The organism is Nereida sp. MMG025, from assembly GCF_021654165.1.
Lineage (GTDB): Bacteria > Pseudomonadota > Alphaproteobacteria > Rhodobacterales > Rhodobacteraceae > Nereida.
Genome location: NZ_JAKFZN010000002.1, coordinates 524,143 through 536,931 on the forward strand (window position 1 = coordinate 524,143; position 12,789 = coordinate 536,931).

At 57.9% G+C, this 12,789-nt stretch carries 11 protein-coding genes; 6 read left to right on the top strand and 5 right to left on the bottom strand.

Features of this window, described 5'->3' with window-relative positions:
* The first annotated feature begins 13 nt into the window (after window positions 1-13).
* From L1065_RS08685 to L1065_RS08705, 5 genes are read left to right on the top strand one after another with little or no spacing between them, the layout of a single operon-like run.
* On the top strand, window positions 14-2,461 hold the full coding sequence (locus tag L1065_RS08685) for an FAD-dependent oxidoreductase (protein WP_237095068.1): 2,448 nt from the start codon (window positions 14-16) through the stop codon (window positions 2,459-2,461).
* A complete protein-coding gene (locus L1065_RS08690; protein WP_237095069.1) occupies window positions 2,458-3,339 on the top strand; it encodes a homocysteine S-methyltransferase family protein in 882 nt (293 codons plus the stop codon). The genes L1065_RS08685 and L1065_RS08690 overlap by 4 nt, the downstream gene beginning before the upstream one ends.
* Before the next feature lie 10 nt (window positions 3,340-3,349).
* On the top strand, window positions 3,350-5,794 hold the full coding sequence (locus L1065_RS08695; protein WP_239030000.1) for an FAD-dependent oxidoreductase: 2,445 nt from the start codon (window positions 3,350-3,352) through the stop codon (window positions 5,792-5,794).
* 24 nt (window positions 5,795-5,818) lie between these two features.
* A complete protein-coding gene (locus tag L1065_RS08700) occupies window positions 5,819-6,466 on the top strand; it encodes a pseudouridine synthase (protein ID WP_237095070.1) in 648 nt (215 codons plus the stop codon).
* 16 nt (window positions 6,467-6,482) lie between these two features.
* A complete protein-coding gene (locus L1065_RS08705) occupies window positions 6,483-7,739 on the top strand; it encodes an MFS transporter (RefSeq protein ID WP_237095071.1) in 1,257 nt (418 codons plus the stop codon).
* A gap of 19 nt (window positions 7,740-7,758) precedes the next feature.
* Here the strand turns inward: L1065_RS08705 and L1065_RS08710 are convergent, their stop codons facing one another.
* The gene (locus L1065_RS08710) at window positions 7,759-9,183 is read right to left on the bottom strand and encodes an aldehyde dehydrogenase family protein (protein ID WP_237095072.1); all 1,425 of its coding nucleotides are present in this window, start codon (window positions 9,181-9,183) and stop codon (window positions 7,759-7,761) included.
* Between the two features lie 105 nt (window positions 9,184-9,288).
* Here L1065_RS08710 and L1065_RS08715 point away from each other — a divergent pair, with 105 nt between their 5' ends.
* Window positions 9,289-9,942, top strand: a complete 654-nt coding sequence (locus L1065_RS08715; protein WP_237095073.1) for a peroxiredoxin — start codon at window positions 9,289-9,291, stop codon at window positions 9,940-9,942.
* A gap of 56 nt (window positions 9,943-9,998) precedes the next feature.
* On the opposite strand, the gene L1065_RS08720 is transcribed toward L1065_RS08715, so the two are convergent.
* The 4 genes from L1065_RS08720 to L1065_RS08735 all read right to left on the bottom strand — a co-directional run bounded on the left by L1065_RS08720 (window position 9,999) and on the right by L1065_RS08735 (window position 12,663).
* On the bottom strand, window positions 9,999-10,571 hold the full coding sequence (locus L1065_RS08720) for a L,D-transpeptidase (RefSeq protein WP_237095074.1): 573 nt from the start codon (window positions 10,569-10,571) through the stop codon (window positions 9,999-10,001).
* A gap of 63 nt (window positions 10,572-10,634) precedes the next feature.
* Window positions 10,635-11,219, bottom strand: a complete 585-nt coding sequence (locus tag L1065_RS08725) for a L,D-transpeptidase (RefSeq protein WP_237095075.1) — start codon at window positions 11,217-11,219, stop codon at window positions 10,635-10,637.
* Between the two features lie 102 nt (window positions 11,220-11,321).
* A complete protein-coding gene (locus L1065_RS08730; RefSeq protein WP_237095076.1) occupies window positions 11,322-12,101 on the bottom strand; it encodes a glycosyltransferase family 25 protein in 780 nt (259 codons plus the stop codon).
* A 1-nt stretch (window position 12,102) separates the two neighbouring features.
* Window positions 12,103-12,663, bottom strand: a complete 561-nt coding sequence (locus L1065_RS08735; protein ID WP_237095077.1) for a L,D-transpeptidase — start codon at window positions 12,661-12,663, stop codon at window positions 12,103-12,105.
* Window positions 12,664-12,789: the final 126 nt, after the last annotated feature.

Consider the following 12,789-nt stretch of genomic DNA (forward strand, 5'->3'; position numbering starts at 1 on the left):
GGGAGAGAACGACATGGCTGATTTTCCAACACAAGCCCGCGTGGTGATCATTGGGGGCGGGGTCGTGGGGGTCTCGACGCTCTATCACTTGGCCAAGGAAGGCTGGACCGATTGTGTGCTGCTGGAAAAGAACGAGCTGACGGCAGGATCGACATGGCACGCGGCAGGCAACTGCCCGAACTTTGCGCCCAACTGGGCCGTGATGAACATGCAGCGCTACTCTCTGGAGATGTATCGCGGTTTGGCTGACGCGGTGGACTATCCGATGAACTATCACGTGACGGGGGCGCTTCGGCTTGGTCACACCAAAGAGCGGGCGTTGGAGTTTGAAAAGGTCTCGGGCCTCGCGGCATCTATGGGGCTTGAGATGCCGATGATCACCGCCGCCGAAATGAAGGACTATAACCCCTTTGTCGAAAGCCACGATCTGGAAGGTATCCTGTGGGACCCGCTGGATGGCGACATTGATCCCGCACAACTGACCCAAGCTCTGGCCAAAGGCGCACGCGACTTGGGCGCGCGCATCGAGCGGTTCTGCCCTGCGACGGGTGTCAGCCGTGAGGGGGATGATTGGGTCGTCCATACCGAAAAAGGTGACATTCGCTGCGAGAAGGTTGTGAACGCCGCTGGATATTACGCGGCCCGTGTCGGTGAATGGTTCAAGCCCTACGGCGGACGCGATGTGCCCTTGGTGGTCATGTCGCACCAGTATTTCCTGACTGAAGAGATTGACGAGATCAAAGCGTGGACCAAGGAAAACGGCCGTAAGACCCCCATGATCCGTGATGTGGACAGCAGCTACTACCTGCGCCAAGACAAAAACGGCCTGAACCTTGGGCCGTATGAGCGCAATTGTAAGGCGCATTGGATCAGCAAAGACGATCCAATGCCCCATGACTTCAGCTTCCAGCTTTATCCCGACGATCTGGACCGTCTTGAGTGGTATATCGAGGATGCGATGGAACGCGTCCCTGTTCTTGGCACAGGTGGCGTGGGCCGCAACATCAACGGCCCGATCCCCTATGCCCCTGATGGCTTGCCGATGATTGGCCCGATGCCGGGTGTGCGCAACGCTTATGAGGCCCACAGCTTTACCTTTGGCATTGTGCAGGGCGGCGGGGCTGGCAAGGTCATGGCTGAATGGTTGATCCACGGCGAGACCGAACAGGACATGTGGTCGGTCGATCCGCGCCGCTATACCGATTACGCCGACCACGACTATTGCCTTCAAAAGGCACTCGAAACCTATGGCCACGAATACGCCATGCATTTCCCGCACCACGAATGGCCCGCGGGCCGCAACAAGAAGCTGTCGCCAGTGGATGCCAAAATCCGTGAAATGGGTGGCGTGATGGGCGTCTACAATGGTTGGGAGCGGGCCAACTGGTTTGCTAAAGACGGTGATGACACGTCGTCGGACAGCTCGGAAACATGGTCGCGTGTCGGCCCGTGGGAACAGCGCATCCGCGAAGAAGTGGAAGCGGTGCGCGACGGCGTCGGTGTTCTGGACCTGCCCGGCTTTTCACGGTTCCATCTGTCGGGCGCAGGCGCTGCGGAATACCTGCGCGGCCTGATCGCTGGCGCCCTGCCCAAAGTGGGCCGCATGAACCTTGGATATTTCCCCGACAGCAAGGGGCGCATCCTGACCGAAATGTCTCTGATCCGCCACGCTGAGGACGATTTCACCCTGATTACCGCCGCATCGGCGCAATGGCACGACTATGATATTCTGGCCAAAGCCTTACCTGCTGCGCTGACGCTCAAGGATTTGACCACCGCGATGTCGACCCTGATTGTCACGGGGCCCAAAGCGCGTGAAGTGTTCGAGACAATGGGCACAGACGCAGACCTGTCGCTTGGCTGGCTAACCCACCAAGAGGCAAGGGTGGCTGGCACGCCATGCAAGCTGGCGCGGGTCTCATTTGCGGGCGAACTTGGGTGGGAAATCCATGCGAAAATGGAAAACATCCCCGCGCTGTATGACGCCGTTCTTGCAGCGGGGGCCACGCCCTTCGGGATGTATGCGCTCAATTCGATGCGGATCGAAAAAGGGTATCGCGCTTGGAAGGGGGATCTGTCGACCGACTATACACTTCTCGAAGGTGGGTTGGAGCGGTTCATCAAATTGGACAAACCGCAGGATTTCCCTGGCAAAACCGCCATTCAGATCGAAAAGCAACAGGGCCGCAAAAAAGCGTTCACCATGCTGACGGTCGCCGAATGTGAACACGATGCCCCCTATATGGCGCCGGTGTTTGTAAAGGGCGAACGGGTGGGCGAAATCACATCGGCGGCGATGGGGTATCGCACGGGCCAATCAGTGGCTTTGGGCATGCTTCGCCCTGACATCGCTGTGGCTGGTACACCTGTGGAAATTGAGGTTTATGGCAAACGTATCGCGGCGACGGTCCAAGGGGATACGCCGCTATGGGATCCCGCGAACGAAAGGATACGCGCATGAGCCAGATTACCCTTTTGGACGGCGGCATGGGCCAAGAGCTGATCCACCGCGCAGGCGACCGCCCCACGCCGCTTTGGTCGACGCAGGTGATGATCGACAGACCCGGCCTTGTGGGGCAGGTGCATGCCGATTTCACAGCTGCCGGCGCCACGGTTGCGACCTTGAACACTTATGCCAGCCACGTGGATCGATTGGCCGATACGGAGATGGCAGGTCAGCAGATGCAACTGCTGAAAACCGCTGTGGCAGAAGCCGAAGGCGTGCGCGGCAAAGCGCGGATTGCAGGCAGCATCGGGCCGCTGATTGCCTCGTATCGCCCTGATATTCACCCCGCGGGTGACGTGGCCATTCCGCTTTATCGCGATGTGGCTCAGGCGCTTGCGCCGCATGTGGATTTGATCATTTGCGAAACGGTCGCCTCTGTAGATCATGCGCGCAGTGTTTTGACCGCCGCAAAAGAAACGGGCCTTCCCGTGTGGTTGGCCGTGACCGTGCAAGATGATGACGGGATCAAGCTGCGCTCGGGCGAGCCTGTCGCCGATGTGCTGCCTGTTCTGGATGGCGCTGCCGCTGTTCTGGTCAACTGTTCTGTCCCCGAGGCGATAGCGCCCGCTTTGGCCGTTCTGGCCCAAGCGGGTCTGCCATTCGGGGCCTACGCCAACGCGTTTACCAAGATCAGCGATGGGTTCCTGAAAACCAAACCTACGGTCGATGCGCTGAGTGTGCGCCACGACATCACCCCTGCTGTCTATGCCGATCATGCGATGGCCTGGGTGGATCAAGGGGCCACCATTGTTGGCGGCTGTTGCGAGGTCAGCCCTGCCCATATCTCTGCCATTGCGGAGCGTTTGCGCGCCGCCGGTCACACCATAGTCTAGAGGGATCATAATGAGCGTTCCATCATCAGCGCGTGTTGTCATTATCGGGGGCGGCGTGATTGGCTGCTCGGTCGCGTATCACCTAGCAAAACAAGGCTGGAAAGACACCGTTCTTCTAGAGCGCAAACAGCTGACCAGTGGCACCACATGGCATGCCGCCGGCCTGATTGCGCAGCTGCGTGCCTCGGCCAATATGACGAAACTGGCCAAGTATTCCCAAGAATTATACGGCAACCTGGAGGCCGAAACGGGTGTCGCCACTGGCTTCAAACGTTGTGGATCCATCACAGTGGCATTGACCGATGAGCGCCGCGACGAGATCTTTCGCCAAGCGGCCATGGCGCGCGCCTTTGGCGTCGAGGTGGAAGAAATCACGCCTGACGAGGTGAAGGCGAAATATGAGCATCTGAACATTGATGGCGTCAAAGCGGGGGTCTGGCTTCCGCTGGATGGGCAGGGCGATCCGGCCAATATCGCATTGGCGCTGGCAAAGGGCGCGCGTCAGAACGGGGCGAAGGTGATTGAACGGACCAAGGCCACGGGTGTTGTGCGCGATGGGCGGCGGATCACTGGCATCCACTGGGAAAGCGAAAGCGGCGAAAGCGGGCAGATTGCGTGTGAACATGTGGTCAACTGCGGCGGCATGTGGGGCCGCGAGGTTGGTAAAATGCTGAACACCAATGTGCCGCTGCATGCCTGCGAGCATTTTTATATTGTGACCGAAGCCATTGAAAACCTGAAGCAAATGCCTGTTTTACGGGTGCCCGACGAATGTGCCTATTACAAGGAAGACGCGGGCAAGATGCTGCTTGGCGCGTTTGAGCCAAACGCAAAACCCTGGGCAATGGATGGTATTCCGAAGGACTTTGAATTCGACCAACTGCCCGAGGATTTCGACCACTTTGAGCCAATCCTTGAGAACGCTGTGGATCGGATGCCCATGCTGGCCGAGGCGGGGATTCACACGTTTTTCAATGGTCCCGAAGGTTTCACACCTGACGATGCCTACCACCTTGGGCTGTGTCCCGAGATGGACAACGTCTGGGTGGCGGCGGGCTTCAATTCCATCGGGATTCAATCGGCGGGCGGCGCGGGTCAGGCGCTGGCGGCATGGATGGACGCGGGCGAAAAACCGTTCGATCTGGGCGATGTTGATATCAGTCGGATGCAACCGTTTCAGAGCAATAAAACCTATTTGTTTGAACGCTCTAAGGAAACTCTGGGTCTGCTTTATGCGGATCACTTCCCCTATTTGCAAAAGGCGACGGCCCGCGGTGTGCGGCGCACGCCGTTCCATCAGCACTTGTTAAACGAAGGCGCTGTGATGGGCGAATTGGCGGGGTGGGAGCGCGCCAACTGGTTCGCGCGCGGCAGTCAGGAACGCGAATATCGCTATAGCTGGAAACGTCAGAATTTCTTTGAAAACGTGGCCGAAGAACACCGCGCGGTGCGCAGCAATGTTGGCATGTATGATATGTCGTCCTTCGGTAAGATTAGGGTCGAAGGCCGCGACGCCGAAGCCTTTTTGAATTACGTTGCAGGTGGCAACTATTCGGTGCCTGTGGGCAAGATCGTATATTCGCAGTTCCTTAATAAAAACGGGGGTATCGAGGCAGATGTGACGATCACGCGGCTGTCGGAAACGGCCTATCTGGTTGTGACCCCTGCGGCGACGCGGTTGGCCGACCAAACGTGGTTGATGCGCCATGTGGGTGACTTCAATGTGGTGATCACCGATGTCACGGCCGGTGAGGGCGTTTTGGCGGTGATGGGGCCGCGGTCACGTGAGCTGTTGCAAGCAGTCTCGCCCAATGATTTTTCCAACGAAACCAACCCCTTCGGCACGGCCCAAGAGATCGAGATTGGCATGGGTTTGGCGCGGGTGCATCGCGTGACTTATGTGGGGGAGCTTGGGTGGGAGGTCTATGTTAGTGCCGACCAAGCGGCGCATGTGTTTGAGACTTTACACGAGGCGGGGCAGGACTTTGGGTTAACCCTGTGCGGCATGCATATGATGGACACCTGCCGCATCGAAAAGGGTTTCCGACACTTCGGTCATGACATCACCGCCGAAGATCATGTGATGGAAGCGGGGCTTGGCTTTGCGGTAAAGAAAGACAAGGCCGACTATATTGGCCGCGATGCAATTTTAGCCAAGCAAGACAGTGGGTTAGCTACCCGTTTGGTGCAATTCAAGCTGAGCGATCCCGAGCCGCTGCTGTATCACAATGAAACGATTTTGCGCGATGGCGAGGTGGTTGGATACCTGTCGTCGGGGACGTACGGGCACCATTTGGGGGCGGCGATGGGCATGGGATATGTGCCGTGCAAAGGCGAAAGCGTTAACGATCTGTTAAGCTCCGCCTATGAAATTGATGTGGCGGGGGTTCGGGTGAAAGCGGAGGCCAGTTTGAAACCGTTTTATGATCCTACATCACAAAGGGTTAAGGTTTAGCAAATCATGCGTTAGACGAGCGGGATGAGTAGTGACTACAACCCGCCCGATACGCCGCTTGAGGTGATCCATGACGACCATGAAATCGTCGTCGTGAACAAGCCGCATGGCCTGTTGAGCGTGCCTGGCAAGGGCCCGCATCTGGCAGATTGTCTGGAGGCGCGGGTGCGCGCTGCCTTTCCAACGGCGCTGACGGTGCACCGTCTGGACCGCGACACCAGCGGCGTGATGGTCTGGGCGCTGACGCCCCATGCGCAACGCCACATCGGGTTGCAGTTCGAAAAGCGACGCCCGAAAAAGACATATATTGCAAGGGTTTGGGGGGAAATCTCTGACGATGAAGGCACTGTTGATCAGCCATTGATCGTGGATTGGCCGAACCGCCCGTTGCAAAAAATTTGCTACGAAACCGGCAAGCCTGCTGTCACGGACTGGAAGGTTCTCAAGCGCGGCAACGGCGAAACGCGCCTGCGTCTGAACCCGCAAACGGGGCGGTCACATCAGCTGCGTGTGCATTGCCTGCATCTGGGGCATCCCATCCTTGGAGACCCGTTTTATGCCAGCGGTGAGGCGCTGAATTACGAGCGCATGATGCTGCATTCGGAGGTGCTCAAATTGCATCATCCTGATGGCGGACGGATGTTAACCTTTAAAGCGAAGGCGCCGTTTTGAGGGGCTGGCAGAGGGTATGGCAGAGCGTATGCGCAGCGTCTGCTCCGCGTCTGACGCGATTTTCGCACATGAAAGGTTAATTGAGGTGGTTAACGTGCATGAGCGCGGATTAGGCCTGAAGCTGACACTGATGATCGCGGGGTCGCTGACGATTATGGCGGGGGCCACGATCTCGACCTCTTTGCCCGCCTTGCGCGATCATTTCATTGATACGCCAAATGTGGAGGTGCTGGCGCGGCTGGCGCTGACGCTGCCTGCCATCGTGATTGCGATGGTGGCCCCATTTGGCGGATGGATCGTTGATCGCTTTGGCCGCCGCGGCGTGCTGATTGGCGCGTGCCTGCTGTATGCGGTGGCCGGCGGCAGCGGGCTGTGGGTGGACAGCCTGAATGCCCTGTTGGTGGGCCGCGCGTTTCTGGGGCTGGCGGTTGCGCTGGTGATGACCTCGGCCACAGCACTTGTGGGTGATTATTTTGAGGGGTCAGAGCGTGCCAAGTTCATGGGGCTGCAAACCGCGGCGGCCTCTTTCGGGGGGCTGATCTGGGTGACGGGCGGTGGCTTTCTGGCCGAGATCGATTGGCGCGCGCCTTACTGGATTTATGTGAGCACTATGGGCGTGGCGCTGTTGGCCGCCGCTTATATCTGGGAGCCTGATCGAAGTGCCACGCCCAAGCAGGGCGGTGGCGATGGCAACCTGTGGCTGGCGGCGGGGTTTTGTCTGCTGGCCCTGATCAACATGGCGACGTTTTACACGGTGCCCACACAGCTGCCGTTTTTCATGATCGAAGAATTGGGATTGGACCGCCCGAGCCTGACGGGGATTGCGATTGGGGTCGGCACATTGGTCACTGCCTGTATCGCGCCATTTTACGGGCGGGTCGCATCGCGGTTGCAGCTTGGGATGATCCTTGCGGTGGGCTTTGGTGGCTTAGGGATGAGTTATGGTCTGATTGGTCTGGCCCCGTCGTATGGGATTGTCGTTTTGTCCAATGTCGGGCTTGGCCTGTTCGGCGCGTTGATCTGGCCCGCACTGTCACTGGGCATGGTGGCCGCCGCGCCTGCGCATTTGCGCGGACGGGTGTCGGGGGCGTTTACGGCTTGCGTGTTCGGGGGGCAGTTCATATCGCCTTTGATGTCACAACCTTTGGTGCCTTTGGTGGGGCTGCGGGGCGTATATTTGGTGACTGGATTGGCGTTGGGGTGTCTGGCGTTCGGGTTGATCGCCGGCACGTATTTTCGCAACAAAAAAGCCCTGCGCGGTGGCAGGGCTTGATTGCGTTTGGGTAGGGCGATTATTCGGCAGGCCATCCCGAGACGGCTTTGACCTCTAGGAATTCGTGGATGCCAAAAACGCCACCTTCGCGGCCATTGCCGGATTGCTTGTAGCCGCCAAAGGGCGAGCCTTGGGCAAAGCCCTTGCCGTTGGTTTCAACCATGCCTGAGCGCAACTGACGGGCCACGCGGATCCGTTTTTCGTCGTCATTGGACTGGACGTAGTTGGTCAGCCCGTAGAGTGTATCATTGGCGATGGCCACGGCTTCTTCTTCGGTGTCGAACGGGATGATCGACAAAACAGGTCCGAAGATTTCGGTCTGGGCTGTGACCATATCATTTGTGACATCTGCAAAGACTGTGGGTTTGACATAGTAGCCGCGGTTCAGGCCATCGGGGCGGCCAAGGCCACCGGCGACAAGGCGGGATTCCTCCATCCCCACTTTGATGAGGTCTTGGATCTTGTTGAACTGAAGTTCGCTGACCACAGGGCCGATGTGCTTGCCTTCCTCGGACGCGGGGCCGACGCGTGTTGCTTCGGCTGCTGCTGCGGCTTGTTCAACGGCCTCGTCATATCGCGCGCGTTCGACCAGCATCCGCGTTGGCGCGTTGCACGACTGGCCCGAGTTGCGAAAGCACCGGCCTGCGCCGCGGGTGACCGCATCGGCATCGGCATCGGCAAAGATGATGTTGGCCCCTTTGCCGCCCAATTCGAGGCTAACACGTTTGAGCGTATCGGCGGCGGCTTTGGTGATGGCCGTGCCAGCGCGGGTCGAGCCTGTGAAGCTGACCATGTCCACATCTGGATGCGTGGAAAGCTGGCTGCCGACGCCTGCGCCATCGCCGTTCACCATGTTGAAGACCCCTGCGGGGAAGCCTGCTTCATGGATGAAGTCCGCAAAAAGAAGGCCCGACAGTGGCGCAATCTCGGAGGGTTTGAGCACCATGGTGCAGCCTGTCGCCAAAGCGGGGATCGCCTTGAGCACGATTTGGTTCATCGGCCAGTTCCACGGCGTGATCAGGGCGCAAACGCCAATGGGTTCGTAAAGTGTGCGTTCTGTTTCGGTGAATTTCTGTTCGAATTCAAATGTCTCGAAGGCCTTGAGGAACCCTTGCAAGTGCCACGAGCCTGCGCCCACCTGTTGTGCGCGGGCCAGATCCTGCGGCGCGCCCATTTCCTTGGAGATGGCTTGCGCCATGTCTTCGGAGCGTGCGTTGTAAATTTCCAGCAGTTTTTCCAGCAAGGCCACGCGTTCTGCACGCGGTGTTTGGGACCACGGGATGAAAGCCGCTTTGGCGGCGGCGACGGCGGCATCTGTATCGGCCTGACCGCCCAAGGAAATCGTGTCGCAGACTTCTTCGGTAGACGGATCGATGACGTCAAAGTCCTTGGCCTCAACAGGGTTTACCCATGCGCCGTTGATGTAGAATTGCTTGCTGTCCATTGGATGCTCTCCCATTCGCATTTGCCGCACCCTGTCATGGGGTTACGGGGGGCTTCAAGAGGGCTTATATAGATCGCAACGTCATTCAACGAAGGGAGCACCGACATGGGGCTACGTATCAACGACATCGTGCCTGATTTTACGGCCGAAACAGATCAGGGCACAATTCAGTTTCACGACTGGATTGGTGACAGTTGGGCCATTCTGTTTTCACATCCCAAGGATTTCACCCCCGTTTGCACAACCGAGTTCGGGGCCGTCGCGCAGCTTTCTGCGGAATGGGAAAAGCGCGGAACCAAGGTGATTGGTGTCTCGGTAGACGGGGTGGAAGACCACAAGAAGTGGAAAGGCGATATCGAACAGGTTGCAGGCACCACCGCTGGCTTTCCGATTATCGCGGATGAAGATCTGGCTGTGTCAAAGGCCTTTGATATGTTGCCAAGCGAGGCCTATCTGCCTGACGGTCGCACGCCTGCAGATAGTGCGACGGTGCGATCTGTGTTCATCATCGGTCCGGACAAGCAGTTGAAGCTGTCGATGACCTACCCGATGACAGTGGGCCGCAATTTTGCCGAAGTTCTTCGCGCCTTGGATGCGTTGCAAACCAGCACTGGCAACGGTGTTGCGACCCCTGCCAACTGGGTGATGGGCGACGATGTGATCATCCCGCCGACTGTTAGCAATGAAGATGCTGCGGCGAAGTTCGGCGCGTTCGAAACCGTTCTGCCCTATTTGCGCAAAACCAAACTGCCGTCTTAACGCCAGATGATACCTGTCGAATTGGCGCTGTCTTTTGGGAAGACGGCGCCTTTTTGTTATGCGTGCACAATCACCCGTGTGCCCGAGGCGGGCACTGCATCGTAGAGCTGCAACATATGATCGTTGCGCAGGCGGATGCAGCCGCTGGAAAAAGACGTGCCGATGGTATGGGGCAGATGCGTGCCGTGGATGCGGAAATAAGTGGCCCGACCGTTGACCGAAAGGTAGAGCGCCGCTGATCCCATCGGGTTTTTGGGATGGCCACCCGGCAGACCATCGCGGTAAGGACCGTAAAGCGCAGGTTCCAAGCGGATCATATTGGGCGTTGGTCGCCAGCTTGGCCATTTCTTTTTATGCGTCACAAGGCCGGGGCCGCGAAACCGGCGACCCAATTCACCAAGCGCCACACCGTAGCGCACGGCCTGCCCCTTGGCCGTCACATGATACAGAAAATGGGCATCATTCACCACGTGGATGTCACCGACGCGCAGGGTGTCGCGCACCTTCACCAATCGGGGGCGGAATTGCTGCGGCAAAGGTGGTAAATTGCTGGCAGATGCGATGAGAGGGGTGCCAATGGCGATGCTTGCGGCGGCGCCCGTGATGGCCCTGCGGCGGGACAGATGCATATAATGTCTCCTTTGGTGGCTACGCCCCAAAGGTGGCTGATTCTGACTAAGAATTGGTTTCCATTAGGTCACAAGCATCCGCGTGCCTACGGCCACATGTGGATACAACATTTCCATATGATCGTTGCGCAGTTTGATGCAGCCTGTCTCATAGGCCAGCCCGATAGACCACGGGATGTTTGTGCCGTGAATGCGGTAATAGGTGGGGCGACCGTTCACAGACATATAGAGGGCGGCAGATCCCATCGGGTTCTTTGGATGCCCCCCCGGAAGCCCGTTGCGATACGGGCCATAGAGATCGGGGCGGCGTCGCAGCATGTTGGGGGTAGGGCTCCAGCGCGGTTTAAGCGCTTTGCGCGTGATGGTGGCGCGCCCCCGAAATTTCATGCCGTCCTCACCCAGTGAAACGCCAACGCGCCATGCCTGCCCGCGCGCACGCACGTGATAGAGCATGAAATAGTCCGAGATCACGCGGATTGACCCAACCTGCCAGCTTTGTGGCACCTCGACCATTTGTGGTTTGAAGTGCTCTTCCAGCTCATAATATTCGTTGCCGATGGTCGGTTTTTTCTTCCGCAAAAAGGCGGAGGCAGGCGAGGCCGCCAAGATCAAGGCGGGCGCTGACGAAAGAAGGGCGCGACGGTTCATTGGGTGAGATGCTCAAATAGCTGTGTTCGTTTGTTCGGGACCATACCAAATGTAGGGGGCTGCCCAAATAAAATTTTTGTGGGTCGCGGTTTTTAACGGGTGCTAGGCACGGAAGGTCAGTTTTTTGACCAATGCCCGGACCCGTCCACCATATGTGCGCCGTGCTTTTTTGAGGCCATAAGTCCAGTCGCGGCCCACTTCGACCCGGCGGGTGGCCGTATGCGATTTGTCGATATCACTGTCGGTGCCTGCGGGGGCAAAAACAGCTGGCGTCACTGCCATGCCTTGCGCGTTGGTCAAAAGCCAGTTGCGCAGGAAATTGTCGAAGGGTTCGTAGATTGGTTTGGCGATACGCACGAATTCCTTGGCGCCATCGCGGGTCCAGAGCAGTGCAGTGCCGCCCATGGGGAAGTAAAAAGCACGCAGCATGTGCCAATCCTGATTATCGGTGTTCATGGTGTACGCACTGCGGTTGATTTTGGCAGGTTCATCTCCGAGGTTGCACACATACCAAGGCGTTTGACGTTTCAAACCACGTTCTTTTTCGATGATACGCTCGACCACTTTGATGGCGTGGGCATGTGGCACCATATCATCTTCGAGCGTGAGGCCAAAATCGGCGCCCGTTTCCAGAAAGGCCTCGACGGCGCGGATTTGACTGAAACAACAGCCAAGCTCGCCCCCAGACATATCACGGCCCATTGTCTTGCGGGCCTTTTGCGTATCAAAGTCCGGATGATCGGCCGCAACGGTCTGGCGACCATCAAAGGCGTCGATGCGTGTGAACGACACGCCAAGTTGACCAAGGGCCGTGCGTGCGGCCTCAAGACGATCCGTAGAGTCAGCAAGGTTGATCAGAAAAATTGGGCAGGGATTGGCCATCTTAGTAAATGAAAACCTCGGTGCCGTTTTTAACTTGTTCATACAGGTAGGCCACATGGCTGTTCACCATTCGGATGCAGCCGTTGGATACCCGTTTGCCCACGTCTTCGGGGCGGTTGGTTCCATGGATGCGCAGCAGGCTGTCACGGTTGCCACGGTAGAGATAGAGCGCGCGTGACCCAAGGGGGTTCAGCGGATCGCCCCCTTTGATGCCGCTTGCGTATTTTGCATAAAGCTCTGGCTCGCGGCGGATCATATTGCGGGTGGGTGTCCAACTTGGCCATTTGGCTTTGCGGCGAATTTTGAACGTGCCTGTCACATGCCGCGCGGAATAGGCCACACCGACAGGAAAGCGGATCGCTTCGTTGTCGGGCAGGGTCCAATACAGGCGAAAGAGACCCGTTTCGACGTGGATTTGGTAGGGCTCGACGTCGACCTGAAGTCCGACCTTTTTTGGGTGCAACGCCGCGGGCAACGCAGGATTGGAGGCGGCAAGCATGGGAGTGGCGAGCGCACTGGACGCTGTCGCAAGGAACGCGCGTCTTGTAAAATTGGCAATCATAGCGGTCACATCGCTTGTGTTTGAATCATTTGAGCACAACAGACCCCATAACAACGGCGAAAAAAAGGCCCCGCTTTGTTGAGCGGGGCCTTTCCTGTTTTGGCGGTCAGAGGGATTTATTCCTCT